Origin of the sequence: Sphingobium sp. LF-16, from assembly GCF_003711185.1 — a bacterium.
Taxonomy (GTDB): domain Bacteria; phylum Pseudomonadota; class Alphaproteobacteria; order Sphingomonadales; family Sphingomonadaceae; genus Sphingobium; species Sphingobium yanoikuyae_A.
This window is the reverse complement of the sequence record NZ_CP029335.1, coordinates 124,052-148,407: the sequence shown is the minus strand read 5'-3', so window position 1 is coordinate 148,407 and position 24,356 is coordinate 124,052. Positions and strand designations below refer to the sequence as shown.

The following is a 24,356-nucleotide window of genomic DNA, read 5'->3' as shown; positions in this document are numbered from 1 at the left end:
CGTCAGAAGGCGCGCGACAGCGTCGCCACCACGGCGCGCCCGCTGCCGACATAATAGGTCGGCGCCGAACCGGCGATCAGCGTGCCGTTACGCCCGACCGTGTCCTGCGCATTGGTGCTGATCGAATAGACGCCCGACAGGACGCGCGGATTGGTGACGTTGATCGCGTTGATGCGCAGGTCCATCACCTGCGCGTCGATCAGCCCGGCCAGATGCACGCCGACCGACAGGTCCAGCGTGGCATAGCCCTTGATGCTCTCGTCATTCATGAAGGTCGCATATTGGCGGCCGACATATTTGAGCGCGCTGCTGCCGAACAGCCGGCCATCATCATAGGTGCTGCCCAGCGCGAACTGGAAGCTGGGGGCCGATACCGCCCGCTTGCCCCTGGTCGGCAGATAATCGCCGTTGATCGCCAGATCGTCGTTCAGCCGCGTGTGCAGATATTCGGCCGAGGCATAGATGCTCATCCCCTTGGCCGGGCGATAGTCGATCTCGCCGTCCAGGCCATAGCTGTTCTGGCTGCCGGCATTGATGGTCGAATTGACCAGCGCGCCGCCGCTGTCGATCACCGTCGCCACCTGGCGGTTGCGGAAATGATAATGGAAACCGGTCAGCGAAAAAGACAGGCTGGGGCCGATATAGCGATAGCCCAGTTCCTGCGAGATCGAATATTCATTCTTCAGGCCGTTGGTGCCCTGGCTCACCAGTTCGCCGCCATAATAGCTGTTGTAGAGCGCGAACTCGTTGGGCGTGCGGAAATTGGTGGTGATGTTGGCGAACAGCTGCTGCCGGTCGTCCAGCTGATAATGGATCGCCGCCCGCGGCAGCGCGGCAAAGCTGTCGATCCGCACCGTCGACTGCGGGCCCGGCAGATAATTGCGGCCGTTGCGCAGCAGGTTGACGCCCTTGAAGCCGATGTCGATGCCCAGCTTGGGCGTCACCGCAATGCTGTCGGACAGGAAGAAGCCCTTGGTGACCGTCTTGGTGCGCTGATTCTCATAGGCGAGCAGCCGCCCGTCGGCGGTGCGGATCGCCTTGTCCTGATAGCCCCACTGGTCGACCGGCCGACCATCGGCATCGATCGACGTATAGGATTGCGTCACCCGGTCGGTGCCATAGTCGAACCACAGGCCAGCCACGATCCGATGCGCGCCGGCCTGCAGCGTCAGCTTGCTGACGTCGCCGACGCGGAACTGCTTGCCGGTCCAGTTGCCCAGCACCGTTGCGACGCCATCGACCGCACCGGGCAGGTCGATCGGCTGGGTCAGTTCCTCGGTGCCCAGATAATTGCCGGTGGTGGCGAGCTGCGTGCCATAGGGCGAATTGCCATGCCCCATCTGCAGATAGGCGCTGCTGTCGAAGCTCAGCGTGTCACTCAGCTTCAGGTGGACGGGCGCCGCGACATAGAAATTGCGGAACGGCGCGCGATAGAGGCGCCAGTAGTTGGTGTTCCCCTCGCTATAGGTCTCGTCGAAATTATAGCCGCGGCCAGAGGCTTCCCAGTCCGTCTTGCTGGGGCTGGGATAGGTCGATGTCTTGGCGTCGTTGAAGGAAAAGGCGATGCTCGCCCGGTTGCCCTCGCCCCATTCGTTCAGCAGCTTCGCGTCGATATGCTGGCGCTGATCATGGCCCGCCCCGCGCCAGTTGTCGGCACGGTTGTTGGAATAGGAAATGAAGGCCTTCAGCCCGGTCGATCCGATCCGTCCCGTGTCGATCCGCGCAAAGACGCGCCGCTCGTCATAGGAACCGACCGACAGGTTGACGAGGCCGCCCGCCTCCGCCCTGGGATCATCCAGCGTCAGCGACAACAGGCCGCCGGCCGCCGCGACCACCGGCGAGTCAATATCTGCCGCGCCCTGTGCCAGCATCACCTGCCGCACATTCTCCGCATCGGCGAATTGGGAGGGATAGGCATAATAATAGCCGATGTCGTTCTGCGGCGCGCCTTCCATCAATACGCCGATCTGGTCCTGGCCCAGGCCGCGCAGCGTCAGGCTGGACGATGCCGACAGGCCATAGGGGTCGCTGGACGACACATTGGCGCCGGGCAGCAGGTTGACCAGCTGGAAGGCGTTGAGCGTCGGCGCCTGCTTGATGATGAAGTCGGTGGAGATCGCGCTGACCGCCTTGGGCGCGCTCTGATCGGGCAGCAAGCCTTCGGGGTCTGGATGGCCGACGACCTGGATATTGGTCGACTGGTCCAGTTCATCCTCCGCCATCGCGGGCGATGCGATCATCAACAGGGCCAGCGTCAGGCAGGCGCTTCCAACATGGGGCAATCGGGCAGTCTTCATTTCACGTCCACTCCACAGGAGGGACGACGGACCTGCCGCCTTGCCCTCCCTACGCCGGTATCAGCCGGATCAGGTTCAGCGGGTCGTGGTCTGCTGACCACCTCTCAGCCGCGCATGAGCGGCCCCCCGGGGATGCCCGCCCCTTAGGCGGTTCGACGCGAAGTGGAAAGCCCTCTCTATCGGCTCTCGACTTATCGAAGCCCGCCCGGCTAAGACATGGCCATGATGAAGCTGTTCATTGGCAACAAGGCCTATTCGAGCTGGTCGCTGCGCGGCTGGCTGGCGTGCAAGCTCTCCGGCCTTCCGTTCGAGGAAGTGGTGGTCCCTCTCTATGACGAGGAATGGGAAAAGCGTCGCGAGGGCGATGAGTTCGCCCCCTCCTCCGGCAAGGTGCCGATCCTGTGGGATGGCGACGACATCGTCGTGTGGGACAGCCTGGCCATCGTCGAATATCTCAATGAAAAGACCGGGGGCGACCAGTTCTGGCCGACCGATCCGGGTGCCCGCGCCATGGCCCGCTCGATGGCGGCCGAAATGCACAGCAGCTTCGCCGCGCTCCGCCGCGAGCACAGCATGAACATCCGCCAGATCTATGACCCGGTCCCGCCGTCGGAGGCCGTTGCTCACGACATCAGCCGGATCATGCAGCTCTGGGCCCAGGCCCGCGCCCGCTATGGTGGTGAGGGCGACTTCCTGTTCGGCGAGTTCGGCGCCGTAGACCTGATGTTCGCGCCCGTCGTGACCCGCTTCATCACCTATCAGCTGCCCGTCGCCCGCTTTGCCGAAGCCTATATGCGCGCGATCATCGCCCATCCCTGGATGCAGGAATGGATCGGCGAGGCGCAGGCGGAGGAATGGGTGATCGACAAGTTCGAAGTCCCGCCACAGACGGCCTGACCCGATGAGCGACAGCCCCGAGGCCAAGCAGGAGACCCGCAAGGAGGAAGCCGCCCGCATCCGCCGGCGCTGGATTACGCTGGGCGAATTGCTGGCGGTGGCGGCGGTGCTGATCTCCGCCCTCACCCTCTATCTCAACTGGGCCGACAAGAAGGACGAACGCGCCAGCAAGGCCGCCGAAAGCAGCAAGGCATCCGCCCGCGCCGCCCGGCTGGTGCTCAACGCCGCAGCCGATGGCGACAGCCGCCTGACGCTCAAGCCCGCCGATCCCGATCAGCTGGTGCAGAGCCAGACCATCCATTTCCCCAAGGCGCTCGGCATCGCCCCGGTCGACACGACCGGCGAACCGCGGATCGAGGCCGGCTGGTTCGAGGATGCGCTGAAAAAGGCGCGCAATGCCGCCAAGCTGCCCGACGACAGCATCGGCGACGAGAAACTGCCGGTGACCATCGTCACCCAGTTCGTCGTCAATGGCGACACCCACAGCGATTCCGCCGTCTACGACATCGGCTATGGCATCGCCGGCAAATGGCTGTCCGGCCACAAACTGACCCTGCGCGGCCTCTCCCTGGTCAGTCACGCCCAGGGCGCCAGCGCCCAGGCCAAGATCGACACCCGCTGGGCCCGTCAGACGAAACGCTAGAGCCGCACGGCCACGTTCAGGCAGGCCGCAAGCGACCAAGTGCGGACGTTTCCTACTCCCCTCCCTTCCAGGGAGGGGCCGGGGGTGGGTGCGCCGCGTAGCGGCGGTCTACGGTCGATAGGGCAGAAGCTCGCTGCGCTCGCAACCCACCCCAACCCCTCCCTGGAAGGGAGGGGCTATGTCTTGTTCCCACCCAAATCCGTCATCCCCAACCACAAAAAACCCGGCCGCTCCTTGCGGGAGCGCCGGGCCTTTTGCTCGTCCGGGGACGGGTGTCGGGTTTAGCCGACGATTTCTTCGGGCTTGAAGAAATAGGCGATCTCGATCGCGGCATTTTCTTCGCTGTCCGAACCATGGACCGAATTGGCTTCGATCGATTCGGCCAGTTCCTTGCGAATGGTGCCGGCGTCGGCATTGGCCGGGTTGGTGGCGCCCATGATGTCGCGGTTGCGGGTCACGGCGTTTTCGCCTTCCAGAACCTGGACGACGACCGGGCCCGAGATCATGAAGGCGACCAGGTCAGCAAAGAAGGGGCGTTCCTTGTGAACGGCATAGAAGCCTTCGGCCTGCTCGCGGCTCATGCGGATGCGCTTGGAAGCGACGACGCGCAGGCCGGCTTCTTCCAGCATCTTGGTGACGGCGCCGGTCAGGTTGCGACGGGTTGCGTCGGGCTTGATGATCGAAAAAGTGCGCGTGACGGCCATGGCCCTCATAACTCCGGATTGTTGGAATAAAGTTGCGCGCCCTTTAGACCGGGCCGGATCACTTCGCAAGAGGGGCGCGAGAGGGCTTGGTAGAAGTCCCTATTTCCGGGCGTTCACGGCCCCTGCACCCATTTGCGGCCTTCCTGCCGCCAGAAGCGCGGGGTCACGCCCTCGCGCTTGCTGAGCGCCCGCCAGCTGGCCCGCGCGCCGTCGATCGTGTCCGCATCGAAGAAATAGAAGGCGCGATCGAAGCCCAGCGCCTCCTCGCGCCATACACCGTCCGCCAGCGCAACATGCCTGGCGCCATTGGCAGCGTCACAGCTCTGCGCCAACAGCACCGGCTGGGCGGCGTCCACCCCGTCGCCTGCCAGGCCATTGGCCAGGAAGCTTTCGGGTGGCCCCGCCCACAGGCCCGCCGATATGCGGGCCAGCCGCTCCGGCTCGTCGGCCACCACCAGCAGCCGCGCGCCCATGTCCAGGATGCGTGCCGCGATCGCGGGCAGCACCCCTTCCACAGGATCGCGGCTCAGCTGGTAGAAGTCGACCTGCACCGGCTTCAGCGCTCGAACTTGTCGGCCACCAGCTGGTCGATCAGGCGCACGCCATAGCCGGTCGCGCCCTTGTCGGCGGTGGCGCCGGGCTTGTCCGACCAGACCATGCCGGCAATGTCGAGATGCGCCCACTTCACGCCTTCGTTGACGAAGCGCTTGATGAACTGGGCAGCGGTGATCGAGCCGGCGAAGCGCGGACCGATATTCTTCATGTCGGCGATCGGGCTGTCGATCAGCTTGTCATAGGCCTCCGACAGCGGGAAGCGCCACAGCTTCTCGCCGCTGGTCTTGCCCGCCGCCAGCAGGTCGTCGGCCAGCGCGTCGTCGTTGGCGAACAGGCCGCCATGCTCGCTGCCGAGCGCGATCATCATCGCGCCGGTCAGGGTGGCAAGGTCGATCACCACTTCGGGTTCATAGGTCTTCTGTGCCCAGGTCACCGCGTCGCACAGCACCAGACGGCCTTCGGCGTCGGTGTTCAGCACCTCGATCGTCTGGCCCGACATCGACGTCACGATGTCGCCGGGGCGCTGGGCATTGGCGTCGGGCATATTCTCGACCAGGCCACAAATGCCGACGACACGCGCCTTGGCCTTGCGACCGGCCAGCGCCTTCATCGCGCCCGCCACGGCACCGGCGCCGCCCATGTCCCACTTCATGTCTTCCATGCCGGGGCCGGGCTTGAGCGAGATACCGCCGGTGTCGAAGGTCACGCCCTTGCCGATGAACACCACCGGCTTTTCGGCGGCCCCATCGGTGCCGTCCCATTCCATCGCCAGCAGCCGCGCCTCGCGCGCCGACCCCTGCGCCACGCCCAGCAGCGCGCCCATGCCCAGCTCCGTCATCGCCGCGCGGTCCAGCACGGTGATCTTGACGCCGAGATCAGCCAGGTGCTGGCAGCGCGCGACGAAGCTTTCGGGATAGAGGATGTTGGCCGGTTCCGACACCAGCTCGCGGGTGAAGGCGACACCGGCGGCGACCGCCGACAGCTTGGCCCATTCGGCCTCGGCGCCGTTTGCGACGATCGTCACGGTCGCCAGCGTCGGCTTGGCCTTTTCGGGCTGACGCGTGCGATAAGTGTCGATCCGCCAGCTGCGCAGCAGTGCGCCCAGGCCCAGCCGGGCGGCATCCTCGCCACTGACGCCGGCCGGGAATTCGACCGCTGCGTGGGTCGCGCCGCTGGTCGACAGCTTGGCGGTCAGCGCGCCGCCGGCCCGCTCCAGGTCGGCCGCACTGCCATTGCCGATGCCCAGCAGCAGGACGCGCAGCACCGCGCCACCTTCCTCGACGAAGCTCTCGACGCTGCCACCCGCCTCACCGGCGAAGCGCGCGGCGGCGGCGCCGGCGACCAGCGTGGCCGATGCGGTAAGCGGCAGGCTGTCGACAGTCCCCTTCGCCACGGCAAGGACCAACGTGTCGACCTGGGGGCGCGTGGGGCTGAATTGGATGTCCATCTGGGGGCCTTTTCTCTGGAATGCCGTGTCGTTCTTGTTTCAGCCAGATAGTGCGGCTTTGCCGCTCTGCAAAGCCATTCGGCGGATTTCCGCCGTCCCGAATGCGAGCAGCGATTGCGGCGCGGGCCAAGCAGTGCGATAGGCAGGGACCAGAAGTGCCCACAAAGAGGCCCCTACGCTTGCAGATTTCCGTGTTTCCCCTGTCGTTCAAACAGGCGCTGCTTGCCGGCGCTGCCTCGTCCTGCCTGCTCGCGGCGCCGCTGGCCCATGCGCAACAGGCGCCCGAGCCCAAGCTGAATGAGCCCCAGACGCCGATCAGCGCGCCCGACGCGCCGGTGCCCGACAATGACCAGGAAATCGGCTTCGCCGCCGATACGCTGGAATATGACACCAACAGCCAGGTCGTGACCGCCACCGGCAATGTCCAGTTGCTGCGCGACGGCAACCGGCTGCGCGCCGACAAGATCGTGTGGGACCGCAACACCGGCAAGGTGGAGGCGCAGGGCGCCGTCTCGGTGATCGATCCCGACGGCAACGTCGCCTATGGCGACCGCTTCGATGTCACCGATACGCTCAAGGATGGCGCGGTCGACAATATATTGCTGGTCCTCCAGAAGGGCGGCCGCATGGCCGCGACCAAGGGCGAGCGGGTCAATGGCGTCTATACGCTGCACCACGCCGCCTATACCGGCTGTCCGGTGGAGGGCAGCGACGGCTGCCCCAAGGAACCGACCTGGCAGATCAACGCAGTCAAGGTCGTGTATGACCCGACCAAGCAGCGCGTCTCCTATACCCGCGCCAATGTCGAGCTGTTCGGCCTGCCGCTGATCCCGGTGCCGGGCCTATCGCATCCGGTCGGCGACGATGGTGGCAGCGGCCTTCTGGTCCCCAATATCCGTTATGACCGGGTCAACGGCTTCGAGGTCGCGGTCCCCTATTATCTCAAGCTCGCACCCAATCGCGACCTGACCGTCACGCCGCACGTCTACAGCGATTCGCTGCCGATGATAGAAGGCAATTTCCGCCATCTCTACGATCGCGGTGCCTATCAGATCACCGGCTATGCCACCTATGGCAGCCGGTCGAGCGGCATCACGCCAACCGATTCGCAAAAGGATATTCGCGGCGCGATCGACGCCAGCGGCGGCATGCAGCTGTCGCCTGAATGGAGCGTCAACGGATCGATCCGGGTCGCCACCGACCGCACCTTCCTGCGCCGCTACGACATCAGCCGCGACGACCGGCTGCGTTCGACCCTGGGCGTCCAGCGGATCGGCGAGAACAGCTATTTCTCGCTCGCCGGCTGGGCGGTGCAGACGCTGCGTGTCGACGATCCCCAGGGTCAGATGCCGATCGCCCTGCCGGTCATGGATTATCGGCTGCGGATGAAGGATCCGCTGCTGGGCGGCCAGATGCAACTCCAGGCCAATACGCTGGCGATCACCCGGACCGAAGGGCAGGATACCCAGCGCGCCTTTGCCGCGTTCGAATGGAATCTGCGCAAGCTGACGGGCCTTGGCCAGGAAGTGAATTTCACCACCTATCTGCGCGGCGACGTCTATCACAGCAGCGACAATCTGCTGACCGACACGATCAGCTATGCCGGCGATCCGGGCTGGAAGGCGCGCGGCATCGCCGCCGCCGCGGTCGACATGCGCTGGCCCTTCATGGGTGAGGCCTTCGGCGGCGTGCAGCGTATCGCCCCACGCATCCAGATCGTCGCCTCGCCGCACCTCGCCAACCTGTCGGTGCCCAATGAGGATGCCCGGTCGGTCGATCTGGAGGACAGCAACCTCTTCGCGCTCAACCGCTTCGCGGGCTATGACCGGTTCGAGGATTCGAGCCGCATCACCTATGGCCTGGAATATAATCTGGCGCTGCCCGACTTCACGCTCGACGCCAATGTCGGCCAGAGCTACCGGCTCGACAACCGCGCCAGCATCCTGCCCGACGGCACCGGCCTGTCCGACCGCATGTCCGACATCGTCGGCCGCTGGACCATCCGCTACAAGGATTTCGTCAGCTTCACCCAGCGCTTCCGGGTCGACAAGGACAATCTGGCGGTCCGCCGGAACGAAGTCGACGCGACCGTGGGCAGCAAGAAGACCTATGCCCAGATCAGCTATCTGCGCCTCAACCGCAACGCCAATATCACGCTGGAGGATCTGCAGGACCGCGAGGAACTGCGCCTGGGCGGCCGCATCCAGTTCGCTCGCTTCTGGTCGGTGTTCGGCTCGACCGTCATCGATCTTACCGGCGCGCAGGAAGATCCGGGCACCACGGCCGACGGCTATGAGCCGGTGCGCCAGCGCCTCGGCGTTGCCTATGAGGATGATTGTTTGACGCTGGGCTTTACATGGCGGCGCGACTATCAGACCAACGGTGACGCGCGCGCCGGCAACAGCTTCCAGCTGCGGCTGGCTTTTCGCAATATTGGCATATAAGGAACTGCCTTCCCGCCGTCCGCTCAGGACCGGTTAAGGCGGAACGGGGCATTGGCTCCCGACCGTATTGGAGATTTTTGCCGACGATGCTTTCTGTCGTTTTCTCGCCCAAATCCGTTCGCTCGGGCCTGCGCACCCTGTTCCTGTCCACCGCCCTTCTGGGCATGGCGGCACAGACCGTGTCGGCCCAGGCCGTCGACGATGACGCCGATCAGGGCCTAAACCTGCCCAAGGATGTCACCATCTTCGGCAAGAATGATCCCAATGTCCGCAAGGCGACGGCGATCGTGAACGGCCGCATCATCACCGGCACCGATGTCGATCAGCGCCTGGCCCTCATCATCACCGCCAATGGCGGCAAGGTGTCGGCCGAGGAAAAGGAACGGCTGCGCGTCCAGGTTCTGCGCAACCTGATCGACGAAACGCTGCAGATTCAGGAAGCGGCGGCGAACGACATCAAGATCGATCCGGCCGAAGTGAACCAGAGCTACGAGCGCGTCGCGGCCAATTTCCGCAAGTCGCCCGACCAGTTCAACCAGTATCTGCGCGAACAGGGCAGCTCGGCCAGCAGCATCAAGCGTCAGATCGAGGGCGAACTGGCCTGGAGCCGCCTGCTCCGCCGCAACATCCAGCCCTTCGTCAACGTCTCCGAAGACGAAGTGAAGTCGGTGGTCGATCGCCTCAATGCCGCCAAGGGCAGCGACGAAGTGCGGATCAGCGAAATCTATTTGTCCTCGACGCCGGAAAACCGTGACCAGATCACGGCCAACGCCCGCAACATCATCGAACAGATCAAACAGGGCGGCAGCTTCGCCGCCTATGCCCGCCAGTTCTCCGAAGCCTCGACCGCCGTCGTCGGCGGCGATCTCGGCTGGGTCCGCCCCAGCCAGCTGCCGACCGAACTGGCGCAGGCCGCCACCGAATTGCAGGTCGGCCAGCTCGCCGGCCCGATCGAGACGGTGGGCGGCATGTCGATCATCTATGTGATGGATAAGCGCAAGGTGCTGACCGCCGATCCGCGCGATTCGCTGCTCAGCCTCAAGCAGCTGTCGGTCCTCTTCCCGGCCGGCACCAGCAAGGAAGCCGCCAGCCAGAAGGCCGCGACCTTCGCCGCCGCGGTCAAGGAGATCAAGGGCTGCGGTCAGGCGAACGAGATCGGCGCCCGCATCGGCGCCGACGTGGTCGACAATGACAATGTGAAGCTGCGCGACCTGCCGCCCCAGCTGCAGGACATTCTGGTCAATCTGCAGGTCGGCGAATCCACCCCGCCCTTCGGTTCGATCAACGATGGCGTCCGCGTCCTGATCGTCTGCGGCCGCGACGAGCCGCAGTCGGCCAACGCCCCCAATCCCGAACAGATCCAGGCCCAGCTGGAAGAGGAACGCGTCAACAAGCGCGCCCGCATCTATCTGCGCGATCTTCGCCGCGATGCCGTTATCGAATATAACTGATCCGGTCAGCCTGCCGCCCTTCGCCGTCTCGCTCGGCGACCCGGCAGGCATCGGACCGGAAATCGTGGCCAAGGCGTGGGTCATGCGCGAAGCGCGTGGCCTGCCCGCCTTCTTCGCCGTCGGCGATGCTGCATCGCTGCGCGCGGTGTGGCTCGGCCCGGTCGAGATCGTCGGATCGCCCGAGGAAGCCGCGCAGGTGTTCGAGCGCGCCCTGCCTTGCATGCAGGTGGCCGAAGCGGGCGAGATAGTGCCCGGCACGCCCAGCATCGACGGCGCCCGTACCGCTTTCCAGGCACTGGAGGTCGCGGTCGGCCTTGCCCGCACCGGATCGGCCGCCGGCATCGTCACCGCGCCGGTCGGCAAGGAACAGCTTTACGGCGTCGGCTTCACCCATCCGGGCCAGACCGAATTCGTCGCCGAACGCTGCGGCGTCTCGGCCCAGAACGCGGTCATGATGCTCGCCGGCCCGTCGCTCAAGGTGGTACCGATCACCATCCATATCGCGCTGGCCGATGTGCCCTCGGCGCTGACCATCGATCTGATCCGCGCGCGCGTCCTCACCACGGTGAAGGGGTTGCAGCGCAATTTCGGCATCGCCCGCCCCCGTCTCGCCGTCGCCGGCCTCAACCCGCATGCCGGGGAGAATGGCGCACTCGGCCGCGAGGAGATCGAGGTGATCCGCCCGGCGATCGAAGCGCTGCGCGCCGAAGGGATCGACATTGTCGGCCCGCTGGCGGCCGATGGCATGTTCCATGCCCGCGCCCGCGAAGCCTATGACGCGGCGCTCTGCATGTATCATGATCAGGCGCTGATCCCGATCAAGACGCTGAACTTCGACGATGGCGTCAACATCACGCTGGGCCTGCCGATCGTGCGCACCTCGCCCGATCATGGCACCGCCTTCGGCATTGCCGGCACCGACAGCGCCAATCCCGGCGCGATGATCGCCGCCCTCAAGATGGCGGCCGAAGCCGCCCGCGCACGGATTGCCTATGCCGGCTGACGCCCGCCCCACTCTGCCGCCGCTGCGCGACGTGATCGCCGCCCATGGGCTTCAGGCCAGCAAGGCGCTCGGCCAGAATTTCCTGCTCGACGAACAGTTGCTCGACCGGATCGCCGCCATTCCCGGCGGCATCCAGGATCAGCCCGCGTTCGAAGTCGGCCCCGGCCCCGGCGGCCTGACCCGCGCAATCCTGCGCGCCGGCGGACGGCTGGTCGCGGTCGAGCGTGATCGGCGCTGCCTGCCGGCGCTCGCCGAACTGGAGCTGGCCTTCCCCGGCCAGTTGCGCGTCATTTCCGGCGACGCGATGGAGGTGGATGCCCGTGCCGAGGCCGGCGATGGCGCCCATATCATCGCCAACCTGCCCTATAATGTCGGCACCGCCCTGCTGGTCGGCTGGCTGTCTGCGCTATGGGCGCCGCTGCCCTGGTGGTCCAGCCTGACCTTGATGTTCCAGATGGAAGTGGCCGAACGCATCGTCGCGAAACCGGGCACCGACCATTATGGCCGCCTCGCCGTCCTCGCCCAGTGGCGCAGCGACGCGCGCATCGCCATGAAGGTGCATCGCAGCGCCTTCACCCCGCCGCCCAAGGTGATGTCGGCCGTGGTCCATATCACCCCCAAGCCGGCGCCCGAAGGCGTGCAGCTCAAGATCCTCGAACGCCTGACCGCCGCAGCCTTCGGCCAGCGCCGCAAGATGCTGCGCCAGAGCCTCAAGTCCGTCCCCGGCGCGCTAGATGCACTGGAAGCGATCGGCATCGACCCGCAACGCCGCGCCGAAACCGTCAGCGTCGAAGAATTCGTCACCCTCGCCCGCCAGCTCGGCCAGGCAACGACCAGCGCCTGATTCCGCTACGCCCCCCCAGCAAGGCCCAGAGACGGAGCCGCGATCGAACGTTTCTTGGGTCAGGACTCGTTGATCAAAGCCAAAAGATGACGGTGGCAGCGGGGGCGATGGCGGAGAAGAAGGCTGTCGGGCATCGATCGTAGCGGGTAGCAACCCGGCGCCAATCCTTGAGGCGTCCGATCAGGCGGCCAGCATCCCCTTTTTTACCCGCAGGCTTGATGCCGTGCGGTGCGCCTTAAGATAGGTCGCGTCGATCATCACCGTCTTGCGTTCGGAAGACTGAGGCGCAGCCAAACCTTCCATCATCCGCAGGAACACGCCCTTATCGCTCCACCGCTTCCAGCGATTGTAGAGCGTCTTGTGCGGACCATAATCCTTCGGTGCATCCCGCCAGCGCAGCCCGTTACGGTTCACAAAGATGATCCCGCTCAACACCCGTCGATCATCAACCCGGGGCTTGCCATGGCTCTTGGGGAAATACGGCTCAAGCCGCGCCATCTGGTCGTCCGTCAGCCAATACAGGTCACTCAATTCCAGTCTCCTCACGGAGCATGAATCAGATCGCAACGCCTATATCAATGGGTCCTGACCCTAGGCGGAGACGTCTCACCTGACGAAACAGCTTGGGAGCATGTCGGCCCTATCTGGTTGTGGCGCGGGAAAGGCAAGGATGGTCAGCCTTCATCGATGTCGTGGCATTTTCTAACGATCGACGGCGAGGTCGCCGAAGCCATTCGTGTAGCATCGTCGGGCCAATCAGCGGCTTGGGGATCGGTCTACGTAGAGGCCGGCATCGGCAAAACGTATTGGCGCACATCGGTTTTTCCGAGCAAGGCCATCCAGGGCTACATGCTGCCCATCAAGGCGAGCGTGAGAAAAGCAGAAAAGCTGGCGGATGGTGACGTTATCACGGTTCGTATTACCCTATCCAAGGGACCATCACGCTAGAAATGAGCGCTCGGCCTGAGGGAAGTTGGTCGGGAGCTGTCAGGAAAGCGGAACGTCCGCTGCTGGGGATCGAAAATTTGGCTCGGAGCGTCCGGCGTGGGTCGCCCCCAGAAACGACTGCTATGCGTCCAAGGCTGAACCACTGTGCCTCATCCGCAAGGTCAATCATTTCAATCGACAGTGGCAGAAGGAGAATGCGGGCGCGCTGTCATTGTCAGCCGATGCGCGCTGCGCCGCCGACCGATCGATCTTGGCTTCAACATAGGTGGATCGTGAACGGCCACAGCTGCGACGGCGGTTATGCGCCGTGGCTCGCTAAGAAGCCGTTCCTGCAGCTGGTTGCTATCGAGCCGGAAGCAACGCCTTGTCGATGCGCGCAGCCACGCCAACACTTCGGCCTGCGAGGTTCGGGATTGAATAGCGCACTGCGCTTCCCAACACCTTTGCCGCGTCGGACAGGCTCAACCCATAATCCTGCTGCAGCCATTGTATCAAACCTGTGGTTGCGGCCCTCGTGGCTTCGTCGAGCGAGCCGGCCTGCCCCAATGCCATGATTGCATCTGGCGATTCGACCCTTGGCATCATGATCGCGCTTCCCTTGATGATCTCGACCGAGAATTCGCCGTCCATCGACGTTTCGAGCGCATATTGGGAGGTTTCGCCGTCCCCTTGGAGCGCGTGTGCGTCACCCAGATACAGCAACGCGCCGGGTTGCTGTACTGGCAAAAAGACGGTGTTGCCCGCAACCACCTCGGGAAAGTCCATGTTGCCGCCTGCACGACCGGTATCCCCTGTCGAGAGTGGAGGCGAAGCAAAGCCACTCGCCAGGCCGACGCCGCCGAGCATTGGTCGCAATGGGACGCGATAGTCTTTCAATCGATCTCCAGGCTCCTCGAGCGTTGCAAATCCGCTCTCCCGATCGAGGCGCCATCGCACTGGCCGGCCAAGATCGGACGCTTTTGCACTCAAGCCCGCCCCCAGTACGCGTGTCACGATCGTGTCGAGGCTCTCTGCCCAATCTCGATTGGGCGTCAGCTTGCGGATGTGTATCGCGAGCGTGTCGCCTTGCTGTGCTCCCGCAACAAAGAAGGGGCCAGTCTGCGGATTGCCGAACAATGCGCGCGTGACGCCATTTGCATCAATGCCGCCGGAATCGATTGTCGAGGTTCGAACGATATCGCCAGGCCAGATCGTCAGGACCGGATCGCGGTCAGCCGAGAAGCTGTTTGCAAAGGATTGCGGGGCATATTCTATCACGCGCGGCTGAGCCGTCGGACGCTCGGGCACTGGTCTGGCGGAAAAGGCAAATGTCTGCCGCCTATCCGGGAAATTATTATCAGGGTAATTGGCGGTACCAGACAGCCGGCCTTTTTCGAGACGCGCCTCGAACCGATATTCGGCTCCGCGCTTGTCGGTCACCGAAAAATGCAAAGCCTTGCCAGCAATCGTCCCTGCTACACGATCGCCGTCCCAGTCGCCGGAAACCGCATCCTGCAGGATCGACAGGTTGAGTGTCGAATACTCCGGATTTCCCCATCGATCGACCACCAACACCCACTGGCCATTCATCTTGGGCGAGGCCGACGCCACTGTCGTCAGCATGCACAACGCGCCAGCGGCTATCACGGTACGCAACATAACCCCTCCTCATCAATTGACTACAGATGTAGTCAATTGATGAGCGCTGGCAATGCTGTTGGTCGAAGAGTTGGTTATGGAAAGGCGATCGACGTTCTCCTCCTTCCTGACGCTCAAAATCCACATGCCGGCCATCAGCAATATGATCGAGAACAACGCAAAAGCAGACCGACAGGAAATGTTAGACGAAAAATCGCGACTGAGTGACCGGGAAGGGGCGTCATTTCATTGCAGGCATGCCCAGCAAACCCGCGATATCGACCGAGATGCGCAAGCCGAAGGCCAATATGTCGCCTGATTGTTTTCTGGCGCGCGGCTGCAGGAAATTGTCGGGATTGACGACATATTGGATATTGGGGCTGATCCGCACATTGCGGCCGACCGCCATGCCATAGTTGAGTTCGAAGATCGCCTCTCCTCGGCGAACGCGGTCGGTGCCGCCGGCTGCGATACGGGACGCCTGAAGATAATCGATCTGCCGGTCGCCGATCCGGATATAGCTGCCTACGAGGCCAAGCGTATCGCGCGGGCGTCCGGCAAGCGGGCCAGTGACGATGACACCGGCAATCGCCTGTCCCTTGAACGGGACATAGTTTTCCGTCGAACCGATCATTCCGCCAAACACCGTCACCGGCCGTTTGACGTCGCCATGGAGGTGGCCCGTGACAGCGTCGCCCATGACGTACCAGCCGGCCTGGCCATCATGCTGGAGCGGAGTCCCCCCAGCGGTAAGGCGAGGTTGATGATCGCTGTTGAGATAGGGATCCGCAACATCCGACGTGTTGTGATAGCCGCCAATGCGCAGGTGCCAGGGATAGTGCGCCTTGGGCGAGGCAGACTGGAAGCCCAGCTCCACCGCGGTCTGATGCCCGGTCGATCCCTGGGTCGACCAGTCGAACCCGTTGGTTGGATTGAGCGAGGGATTGGCTTCGAACAGCCCGGCCTGGACATAGATACCTTTGGCCGGCGCCAGCTTTATCCGGCCACCCCAGGTGCCATAGGGAAAGAAGCCGAGCGCCCGGTCCTGGATCGGCACGACCGCCGGGTTGAAGCAGACCGAATTATTCTGGAAGGTGCAATAGATGTTGGACTGGTTGAAATAGGTCAGCGGCGACACGCGCCCACCTGAAATGTTGAGCTTGCCGTCGAACAGATTCTGCTCGACCGCGAGCGCGGCCAGCCGCAAATTCTGGAAGGCCTTGTAACGTGTCTGGAAGCTGATCGCATTACCGGCATGATCTGCGGAGAGCGACGTGCCCTTCGAGACATTCATCGACACATGGATGAAGCTGCCCTTGAGACCGATCATCCGATCAAGGTCTAGATCGGTGCCGAACGGCAGGGCATAGGAGTTGCCGACGCCGCGCTCCTGTCCACCGCTGACGCTGCCGGCAAATTCGTCGACCGCCAGGAACCGAAGATAGATGCCCTTGTCGGCCAGCGATCGGCCGAGCGGGGCGAGAGGTCCGGTCAGAGACTTGCCCTCGGGCAAGGGAACTTGTGGGAACTGGACCTGCGGTTTGGGATAATTGGCCGATGCCATTGTCGTTACTACGGGCGGCGGGAGCATAGTCTGCTCCCGCGTCTGCCGATCGGTCGGGACTGTGACGATCTGTGCATGGGCGCAAGACGGAGATGTAAAGGGTAGCGCTGCAAGGGCGCATGCCAGGAACCTGTAGGCCATGGAACATCCTCTCGACGGACCGGCAATCTTCGCGCGCGTGCCCTGATGTGACGGGAAAAGGGCCGCCGGCGCGTCAGGGCGCCAGCGGCGAGACAGAGACGCTCAGGGAGAGAGCTCTTCCAAAGACTTGCCGCTGGTCTCCGGTGCCCAGCGCAGCACCGCACAGCCGGTCAGGACAGCGACCGCAGCGAAGGCCAGAAATACGGGGGCGATCGAACCGCCCGACATGACGAGGCCGATCACCCAGGGCCCCGCGATCGATCCTGCGCGCAACCATGCTGATCCCAGCCCAGCCCCCAGCGACCGCAATCGGGTCGGATAGAGCTCACCCGAATAGAGGTAGAGCGAATAGGTAACGGTCTGGAGCGCCGCAAAGGCCGGCGTTGCCAGGGCAAAGACCATCAGTGGCGTCGATGCGCCGAGCAGATAAAGAGCCGTCAGCGGTACGGCGGCGAACAGCAGCGCGCCGGTGTACCAGCGACGGCGACCGACCCGGTCAATCGTCAGGGCGCAAATGAAGGATGCGACCAGCGCAACCCCGGTCATGGCAAAGCCATAGCCGATGGCCTGATCGATTGGCAGATCAAACACCGTGCGGTAGAGGGTTGGCAGCCAGGTCAGCAGGCCGTTGTTGATCATATAGGCGCCAAACCACATGCCCCAGAGCAAAAGCGTACGCGGGCCATAAAGCGGGCCGAACATCTCGCGGACAGAACCGGCCGGCTTGGCCTGCACCAAAATGGCGGTTGCCGGGCGCGGTTCGGGCAGCGGCTGACCATGGCGAATGGCGCTATCCTCCAGACGGCGGATCACCTTGTCGGCTTCAGCGAAGCGGCCGCGATTGATTAGCCAGCGCGGACTCTCCGACAGGAAGAAACGCAGCGGGATCACCAGCGCCACCGGCACCATGCCGACGATGAACATAGACTGCCAGCCAAGGCTGGGCACCATGATATAACCGATTGCGCCGGCGGCGGTCAGGCCGACCAGAAACAGGAGTTCGTAAAGCAGGAAGAAACGCCCGCGCTTCTTGGCGCCGGACAGCTCATTGACATAAGCGCTGGCGACCGGAACCTCACCGCCCGTGCCTATCCCCTGCAGGAACCGGAACAGGATCAACGACTGCGGCCCCCAGGCGAAGATGCAGGCCGCACTCATCGCCGCGAAAATGCCGATAGCGATAGCCAGTACCGGCAGGCGCCCGATCCGTTCGGCCAGCCAACCAAAGAAGATCGCGCCGATCAATTGCCCCAGATAGCCTGAAGAGATGATTGCCGCCGTCATCGACGGAGCGAGATCCCATTCCTTGGCCAGGATCGGCATCGCATAGGCGAGCGCGATCGTGGTGTATCCGTCGAAGAAGGTGGCCATGCCGACGCAGCCGCGTGCCCATAGCACGGGGCGGGTTACCGGCAGGCGCTCAAGTCGCGCGATCAGCGCTGCACCGCTGTCGCTGGCAATGGCTGTCGCGCCAGTGCGATCGGCCGTCATGGTAGATGCAATCGAAGCATTCATCTGAGCCTCTCCCATTTGCGCGCTTATCCGGGCCTTGGAAAGCCCGCGCGTCTGTTCTGTTGGGTTGATGGCGATAGGCGGTCCGCCCCTGAGGGCGGCGCGCGCCTATGCCGTGATATGGCCTTTCGGCCGGGGCGAAACGACTTCCTTCCATTTCAGTCGGCCCGCCCCGGACCGAAAGGACGTCCAGCGGCAGCTTCAGACGATGCCGGCTTCCTTCATCGCAGCTTCGATTTCCTGTTCGGCCTGGCTCGACAGGTCGATCAGCGGCGACCGCACGGTGGCGTTCTTCAGCACGCCACGAGCGCGCAGCGCGATCTTGAGCGCGACGGTGCCCTCCATGTGCGAGCCACGGTGATAGACATTCTTCGTCACCGGCAGCAGCTGGTCATGGATGGCACGGGCCTTGGCATAATCCCCGGCTTTGCCCGCCTGGATCAGCGCGAACAGCAGTTCAGGCGCGATATTGCCATAGCCGACCAGCGCGCCGTCGACGTCGAACATAGTGTGCAGCAGATATTCGTCATGGCAGGTCAGGATCTGCAGGTCCGGGAATTCCTTGCGCAGGACGGGAATTTCCGTGTCCCAGCGCTTCATGCTCCGTACGCCATTCTTGGTGGCGACGACGCCCGGCTGCGCTGCGATTTCGAGCTGGGTCTTGAGGTTGTAGGTCGCCTTGGTGGCGTCGGGATATTGGAACAGGATGCACTGCAGGCCCGATTCCTCGTAGATCGCCTTATAGCGATCCTGCGGGGCACCGTCCTGATAGCCAAAGCGCAGCCAGCCATGCGAGGGATAGACCAGCGCGCCGATCGCTCCGGCGTCGGCCGCACGCTTGGCTTCCTTGGCAGCGACCTCGGTTCCTTCACCGGTGATGCCGGCGATGACGGGGATCTTGCCGTCCAGCGCCTCGACATAGACTTCGATCAGGCGGACCTGCTCCTCGGTGGTGAGGAAAGTGCCTTCCCCGGCATGGCCCAGGATGACGAGGCTCTTCACGCCTTCTTTGCCGGCCAGCCATTTGGCGAGGTCGGCATTGGCCGCCCAGTCCACCTTGCCTTCGCTGTCGAACACGGTGACGGGCGCCGGATTGAGACCGCGCAGGTCCATGACATTGGCGGGGGCAGGACGCTTGTTGGGCGCAGGATCGTAAAGGCTCATGAAACTCTCCTATATGAAAACGTTGCTGGGAACGTTCCCGTTATCGTTTCGAATCTGCGCTGGTGTCAAGGTGGATTTTGCGGCAAGGTGCAAAGCAGGCTATCGGAACGGTGAAGAGAGCGAGCGATATCAAGGCGGAATGGCAGGAATGAGCAGGGATTTGGAAGGGCGCGGCGGCCGGGTCACGCTGCACGATGTTGCCGCGGCGGCGGGCGTGTCGAAATCGACGGTATCGCGCATTCTCGATGAACGGCTACCCCAGTCTGACAACGACACCGCGCGCCGGGTGCGGCAGGTGGCGGCCGATCTTGGCTATATCCGTGATATTTCCGCTTCGAGCCTGCGGCGGGGCAAGACGATGGCGATCGGCGTGATCGTCCCGCGCCTGACCGACACGGTCATGGCGATGCTGTACGAAGCGATCGCCAAGGCCTGCGCAAAGAACGGGCGGATCGCGCTCGTCGCGACGACCGACGACAATATCGATGCCGATGAGCGGGCAGCTGAGACCCTGATCCAGCGTGGGGTCGATGGCCTGATTCTGGCCACGGCGCGCACCGGTGACGATCTGCCCGACAAGCTCGAAAGGCGGGGTGTGCCGCATGTCCTGGCGTTGCGCACGGATGGCCACAGCCCGTCAGCGATCGGCGATGATCGACTTGGGGGCTATCTCGCGACCCGGCATCTTATCGATCTTGGACATCAGCGGATCGCCATCATCGCTGGTCCCTCCTTTGCTTCAAGCAGCCGGGAGCGATTGGCTGGTTACAAACAGGCGTTGGAAGAAGCATCGATCGCCCTCGATCCATCGCTCATCATGGAATCCAGCTTCAGCATCGAGGCTGGGGCAGAAGCGGCTGAAGCAATCATGGCTCTGGATCAGCGCCCCACCGCCATATTTGCAGTGAACGACAATACCGCCATCGGCGCACTCTCGAAGCTCACCAATATGGGGATCACGGTGCCCGGCGACATCTCGCTCGTTGGCTACAATGATATCCCGATCGTCAGCCATTTGCCGACGCCGCTCACGACGATGCGGGTCCCGTTTGATCAGATCGCGGCAGCGGCGCTTGAGCTACTGGATACGCCACTAGCGGCAGGCAATTCGGCCACAATGCTCGTGGCGCCAACACTGATCCCACGCCGGTCTTCTGGTCGGGTCGCAGAATAGCTGCCTGTCCGGAATGGGGAATTAAGAATTGGACCCTGAACGGCAGAAATGGGTCGATGACGACCGCACGACCAACCGATCACCCCGCGCACTTCCTAACGGCCAAAGGCACGACACACGCCCCTTCCTTATGCTCATCCAGATAGTCACTCCATCACTGAGACATTTGGACCCGCTCATCCCAATGCTGGCCCCTTGCGTATGCACCACGCACAGCATTGCTATGCCCGTGCGCCAATGCGCGTTCGATCGCGTCAGGATGCCACTTCCCACTCTCGTTTAGCAGAGTGCTAGCCGTGGCTCTGAAGCCATGGGCCGTCACCGTCTCACGATCGAACCCCATTCTGCGGAAGGCGGTGTTGATCGCATTCTCGCACATCGGCTTGAGATGGCTCCGCTCTCCAGGGAACATCCAGTCCATCCATCCGGTGTGGCGCCGCAATTCATTGAAGAGAGCAAGCGATTGTACTGACAGAGGGACACTGTGTGGTCGACGAAGCTTTGTGCGCTCTGCAGGAATGCGCCATATCTTCTCGTCCCAGTCGATCTCCTTCCATTTGGCGAGGCGCAACTCCCCTGGCCGCACGAAGACATGCGGCAAAAGTTGCATCGCGATCTTGACGCTCTCGCTACCGCCGTAATCGTCAATTGCCCGCAACAGCGCGCCAAGCTTGCGCGGTTCCAATATGGCAGCTCGATGCGTGACGATCGGTGACATCAAAGCGTCGCCCAGCAAGGCAGCCGGGTCCGACTTGCAAAGCGACATCGCGACACCGTGACGAAACACACGGCTGGCGAAGGCGCGCGTGCGAACCGCAGTCTCCCGTTTACCGGCCTTTTCGATCTTCTTCAAAACGACCATCAGTTCGGCTGGCTCGATTTCGCTGACCGGCCGTCCACCGATCGGATCAGTTAAATGAGAGAGGTACCAGCGTGCCTTCTCGATTGTTGCGGCCGCCTTTTGCCCGCCCACGAATTTCACCTCGATGAAATCTTCGGCGACCGACTGGAAGCTGTTCCCAGCAGCAAGCCTTGCCATCGTCTTTTCCCGCTTGCGCTCATGTAGCGGGTCGCCCCCCTCTCTCACAGCCCGCCGCGCTTCGTCCCGCAGTTCGCGCGCCTGGACTAGCGAAACTTCAGGCCAGTCTCCAAGCGTGAGGCGCTTCTCGCTTCCTAGGCCGTAAACTCATAAAAGCCTTGAGGATTGGCGATTGACGTGATTCAGAGGCCTCGAGAGTTGGAGGGCTTGATGGCACGGCGGCGGTACGAACTGACAGATCGGGAATGGGCGATTATCGAGCCGTTGCTGCCCAACAAACCACGGGGCGTGGCGCGGGTGGATGATCGCCGGGTTCTCAACGGGATTATGTGGCGCTTTCGCTCAGGAGCGACGTGGGCCGAAGTGCCCGAGCGCTACGGCCCCTCGACGACCTGCTACAACCGGTTTGTCCGCTGGCGCAAAGCCGGGGTCTGGGACCGGCTTCTGGCAGCGGTTTCCGCCGGATATAATGGTGAACTGGTGATGATCGATTCCACCTGCATGCGCGTCCACCAGAATGGTGCGACGGGCAAAAAGGGGGAAGCTGCGATCGTGGCATGGGACGTTCCCGGGGCGGTCTCACCAGCAAACTCCATGCTCTTGTCGATGCTGACGGACGCCCTGTCGGCCTGAGACTGACCGGCGGGCAAGTCCATGATGCCTGTGAAGCCGAAGCGCTGATTGAGGCCATTCCCGAGGGCGCAACCCTGCTGGGGGACAAAGGATATGACAGCAACGCCATCCGTCAGGCCGCTGCTGCCAGAAACGTTTGGGCCAACATTCCCAATCGATCCAACCGCAAGCAACCCTTCGCCTTCTCGCCGTGGCTCTACAAACAGCGAAACCTCGTCGAACGATTCTTCAACCGCATCAAGCAGTTCCGGGGCATCGCCACCCGCTATGACAAAGACCCTGCCAACTTCCTCGCAGCCATCAAGCTCATCTGCGTGCGCATCTGGTGCAGTGCGTAATGAGTCTACGCGCTAGTACACGATATTTGAAAAACCATCGCTTCGCGCCATTGGGGCGAATCTCAAGATAGAGTCCTTTTTCGTCTGTTTTGCGATAAGCTGAGACGAGTGCCGGAAAAGCACGGATTTCTGCGGCTTTGAGAGCCATTTGGGGGCATTCCTCTTTTTCCCACCGCAGTGCCCCCAACTCTGCCCCCAATTTAACGAAATCTGGGGGCATTTCTTGGAACAAAGCGAGACCACCGAGAAAGATAGAATCTCTCGGAACCCGCAGAAAATCAACGTTTTTGGACGTTATGGGAAGAAGGCCTGGTGCCGCTTACGTGACTCGAACACGTGACCCTCGCATTACGAATGCGATGCTCTACCAACTGAGCTAAAGCGGCACTGGCGCGGGCAGATAACAGCGGTCGGGCGATTGGACAAGCGCCCAAATGCACTTTCTTGCCCCCTGCCCCGTCCTCGTCGCACAATCGACCGATATTGCGCGCCATCCATCCGCTTTTGCGCGCGAATTTACGGCATGTTTACCATCCCCATGGCACAGCCTTGCGCAAAGTCGCTTATTCTCTGTTCCAAGGACCGACCGGATGGACATTCTGCGGGGGCATGACGTCGCCAACGACCAGGACGATTTCGAATATCCCGGTGATGCCGCGATCGACCGTCCGCTCGCCGTGGGATATGAGGAACGGCGCATGCAGGTGCGCGCCTATAATTATTGGGCGTCGCTGCTGGGTGATCGCGCCCTGCCCCTGATCGAGGATCTTTCGCCCGATCGATTGGACGATTTCGGTCCCTATAGCGTGCTGCTCGATTTCACCGCCGGCATCGAGAATCCCGCAATCGTCTATCTCGGCACGGCACTGCGCGAGGAATGCGAGATCGAGGGGCCGATCGGCCATATCGGCGATGTCCCGCCACGTTCGCTGCTGTCGCGCCTGACCGATCATTATCTCCAGATCATCGCCAACGCCGCGCCGATCGGATTCGAGGCGGAGTTCATCAACCAGCGCGGCCGCGAGATTCTCTATCGCGGCATCCTGATGCCCTTTTCCGCGCAGGGCGATTCGATCGACTTCGTGTTCGGCGTGATCAACTGGAAGGAAATGGCCAGCCACGCTTTGTCGGTCGCGATCGAGCGCGAGGTCGACACCAATTTGCTGCACAATCCCCCGGCGCGCAGCGATGCGCCGATCTGGGCCGATGGTCCGGGCGCGGACGAGGATGACGACGTGCTGGACCTGGCCGGCATGGAGATGCCGACCGAGGATGCGCCGCTTGCCGACTGGCTGGCGCTCGCCCGCGAAGGCGCGGAAAAGGCCCGCACCAGCGAGGCGCGCAGCCACGCCGCCCTCTATCGCGCGATCGGCCTTGCCTATGATTTCGCGCTGGTGACCCGCCGTTCGGCCGAGGAATATGCCGAACTGCTGGAAGATTATGGCATCAAGGCGCAGGCGCGCAGCCCGATGACCGCCGTCATCAAGCTGGTCTTCGGCGCCACCTATGACAAGACGCGCATCACCGAATATGCAACCGCGCTCGATCATGCCGCGACCGCCCGCCTGTCGGTCGGCAGCTTCGCCGCCTATCTGGCCGGTTATGATGGTGGCCTCAAGGCCCTGGTCCGCGACGAGCGTGCCGCCCGCCGGGCGGACATGCCCGCCCGCCCCGACAAGCGCCAGACCGCCCGCGACACGATGAAATGCGCCACCGCGCTCGATCCGCTGGCCGTCGCCACCGACAATGATGGTCTGGCCGTCGTCGTCGCCCGGCGCGAGGCCGATGGCACGCTGGCGATCGTCGGCGCGCTGCCGGAAGGGTCGGACCTCGGCCAGCGCGTGATCCTGGCCGCCGCCGACTGAGATCTTGCCTCGGCGCCGGCCCTCACTCCCAGCCGTGCCGCAAACGCGCCATCTTGGGGTGACATCGCGGCTTTCC

General features: G+C 63.2%; 20 protein-coding genes, 1 tRNA gene, 1 pseudogene and 1 riboswitch. Of the genes and pseudogenes, 10 read left to right on the top strand and 12 right to left on the bottom strand.

The window, feature by feature from the left end:
* Positions 1-2: 2 nt before the first annotated feature.
* The gene (locus tag DIZ22_RS00730; RefSeq protein WP_048938574.1) at positions 3-2,297 is read right to left on the bottom strand and encodes a TonB-dependent receptor; all 2,295 of its coding nucleotides are present in this window, start codon (positions 2,295-2,297) and stop codon (positions 3-5) included.
* A gap of 29 nt (positions 2,298-2,326) precedes the next feature.
* Positions 2,327-2,436, bottom strand: a riboswitch (TPP riboswitch).
* Between the two features lie 83 nt (positions 2,437-2,519).
* On the opposite strand from DIZ22_RS00730, the gene DIZ22_RS00725 reads away from it, so the two are divergent.
* Both DIZ22_RS00725 and DIZ22_RS00720 read left to right on the top strand, forming a co-directional pair.
* Positions 2,520-3,194, top strand: coding sequence for a glutathione S-transferase family protein (locus DIZ22_RS00725; RefSeq protein WP_026109031.1), 675 nt, complete (start codon positions 2,520-2,522; stop codon positions 3,192-3,194).
* A gap of 4 nt (positions 3,195-3,198) precedes the next feature.
* On the top strand, positions 3,199-3,837 hold the full coding sequence (locus DIZ22_RS00720) for a hypothetical protein (RefSeq protein ID WP_048938573.1): 639 nt from the start codon (positions 3,199-3,201) through the stop codon (positions 3,835-3,837).
* Positions 3,838-4,118: 281 nt separating this feature from the next.
* On the opposite strand, the gene ndk is transcribed toward DIZ22_RS00720, so the two are convergent.
* From ndk to DIZ22_RS00705, 3 genes are all read right to left on the bottom strand, one after another.
* Entirely contained in the window at positions 4,119-4,541 is a 423-nt protein-coding gene (gene ndk, locus DIZ22_RS00715) for a nucleoside-diphosphate kinase (RefSeq protein WP_004210674.1), read from the bottom strand.
* A 113-nt stretch (positions 4,542-4,654) separates the two neighbouring features.
* A complete protein-coding gene (locus tag DIZ22_RS00710) occupies positions 4,655-5,092 on the bottom strand; it encodes a DNA polymerase III subunit chi (protein ID WP_048938572.1) in 438 nt (145 codons plus the stop codon).
* A 5-nt stretch (positions 5,093-5,097) separates the two neighbouring features.
* Positions 5,098-6,543 (bottom strand): leucyl aminopeptidase, encoded by a 1,446-nt coding sequence (locus tag DIZ22_RS00705; protein WP_048938571.1) that lies wholly within the window; start codon positions 6,541-6,543, stop codon positions 5,098-5,100.
* Between the two features lie 179 nt (positions 6,544-6,722).
* Here DIZ22_RS00705 and lptD point away from each other — a divergent pair, with 179 nt between their 5' ends.
* The 4 genes from lptD to rsmA all read left to right on the top strand — a co-directional run bounded on the left by lptD (position 6,723) and on the right by rsmA (position 12,285).
* Complete coding sequence (gene lptD, locus DIZ22_RS00700; protein ID WP_048938570.1) at positions 6,723-8,987, top strand: LPS assembly protein LptD; 2,265 nt, start codon at positions 6,723-6,725, stop codon at positions 8,985-8,987.
* Positions 8,988-9,073: 86 nt separating this feature from the next.
* On the top strand, positions 9,074-10,438 hold the full coding sequence (locus DIZ22_RS00695; protein ID WP_048938569.1) for a peptidylprolyl isomerase: 1,365 nt from the start codon (positions 9,074-9,076) through the stop codon (positions 10,436-10,438).
* Positions 10,416-11,441, top strand: a complete 1,026-nt coding sequence (gene pdxA / locus DIZ22_RS00690) for a 4-hydroxythreonine-4-phosphate dehydrogenase PdxA (protein ID WP_048938568.1) — start codon at positions 10,416-10,418, stop codon at positions 11,439-11,441. Before DIZ22_RS00695 ends, pdxA begins: the two co-directional genes overlap by 23 nt.
* Positions 11,431-12,285: a 16S rRNA (adenine(1518)-N(6)/adenine(1519)-N(6))-dimethyltransferase RsmA gene (gene rsmA / locus DIZ22_RS00685; RefSeq protein ID WP_048938567.1), complete on the top strand. Its 855-nt coding sequence runs from the start codon at positions 11,431-11,433 to the stop codon at positions 12,283-12,285. The genes pdxA and rsmA overlap by 11 nt, the downstream gene beginning before the upstream one ends.
* A 73-nt stretch (positions 12,286-12,358) precedes the next feature.
* Here rsmA and DIZ22_RS00680 read toward each other — a convergent pair.
* Positions 12,359-12,816, bottom strand: a pseudogene (locus DIZ22_RS00680) (IS5 family transposase).
* Between the two features lie 117 nt (positions 12,817-12,933).
* On the opposite strand from DIZ22_RS00680, the gene DIZ22_RS00675 reads away from it, so the two are divergent.
* Entirely contained in the window at positions 12,934-13,233 is a 300-nt protein-coding gene (locus DIZ22_RS00675; protein WP_276309024.1) for a DUF1905 domain-containing protein, read from the top strand.
* 342 nt (positions 13,234-13,575) lie between these two features.
* Here the strand turns inward: DIZ22_RS00675 and DIZ22_RS00670 are convergent, their stop codons facing one another.
* The 4 genes from DIZ22_RS00670 to DIZ22_RS00655 form a co-directional block, all read right to left on the bottom strand.
* Entirely contained in the window at positions 13,576-14,871 is a 1,296-nt protein-coding gene (locus tag DIZ22_RS00670; protein ID WP_053094361.1) for an acetamidase/formamidase family protein, read from the bottom strand.
* Between the two features lie 220 nt (positions 14,872-15,091).
* The gene (locus DIZ22_RS00665; protein ID WP_048939601.1) at positions 15,092-16,414 is read right to left on the bottom strand and encodes a carbohydrate porin; all 1,323 of its coding nucleotides are present in this window, start codon (positions 16,412-16,414) and stop codon (positions 15,092-15,094) included.
* Positions 16,415-16,657: 243 nt separating this feature from the next.
* Entirely contained in the window at positions 16,658-18,070 is a 1,413-nt protein-coding gene (locus DIZ22_RS00660; protein WP_199909678.1) for an MFS transporter, read from the bottom strand.
* 198 nt (positions 18,071-18,268) lie between these two features.
* Positions 18,269-19,231, bottom strand: coding sequence for a dihydrodipicolinate synthase family protein (locus DIZ22_RS00655; protein WP_107917661.1), 963 nt, complete (start codon positions 19,229-19,231; stop codon positions 18,269-18,271).
* On the opposite strand from DIZ22_RS00655, the gene DIZ22_RS00650 reads away from it, so the two are divergent.
* Positions 19,230-20,405 carry a LacI family DNA-binding transcriptional regulator gene (locus DIZ22_RS00650; protein ID WP_199909679.1) on the top strand — a complete coding sequence of 392 codons (1,176 nt, stop codon included), beginning with the start codon at positions 19,230-19,232 and terminating at the stop codon, positions 20,403-20,405. The two genes, DIZ22_RS00655 and DIZ22_RS00650, sit on opposite strands and share 2 nt — an antisense overlap.
* A gap of 154 nt (positions 20,406-20,559) precedes the next feature.
* Here the strand turns inward: DIZ22_RS00650 and DIZ22_RS00645 are convergent, their stop codons facing one another.
* A complete protein-coding gene (locus tag DIZ22_RS00645) occupies positions 20,560-21,267 on the bottom strand; it encodes a site-specific integrase (RefSeq protein ID WP_346427736.1) in 708 nt (235 codons plus the stop codon).
* A gap of 387 nt (positions 21,268-21,654) precedes the next feature.
* Here DIZ22_RS00645 and DIZ22_RS00640 point away from each other — a divergent pair.
* Positions 21,655-22,415 (top strand): IS5 family transposase gene (locus tag DIZ22_RS00640; protein ID WP_107917612.1). Its coding sequence is split into 2 segments (ribosomal slippage): positions 21,655-21,991 and positions 21,991-22,415, totalling 762 coding nucleotides; the frame shifts between segments, so codons are not numbered across the junction.
* Here DIZ22_RS00640 and DIZ22_RS22430 read toward each other — a convergent pair.
* The gene (locus DIZ22_RS22430) at positions 22,384-22,563 is read right to left on the bottom strand and encodes an Arm DNA-binding domain-containing protein (protein WP_346427714.1); all 180 of its coding nucleotides are present in this window, start codon (positions 22,561-22,563) and stop codon (positions 22,384-22,386) included. The genes DIZ22_RS00640 and DIZ22_RS22430 overlap by 32 nt on opposite strands.
* Positions 22,564-22,725: 162 nt before the next feature.
* A tRNA-Thr gene (locus DIZ22_RS00630) sits at positions 22,726-22,801 on the bottom strand.
* A 204-nt stretch (positions 22,802-23,005) separates the two neighbouring features.
* On the opposite strand from DIZ22_RS00630, the gene DIZ22_RS00625 reads away from it, so the two are divergent.
* The gene (locus DIZ22_RS00625) at positions 23,006-24,280 is read left to right on the top strand and encodes a hypothetical protein (RefSeq protein ID WP_048938350.1); all 1,275 of its coding nucleotides are present in this window, start codon (positions 23,006-23,008) and stop codon (positions 24,278-24,280) included.
* The last annotated feature ends 76 nt before the right edge of the window (positions 24,281-24,356 follow it).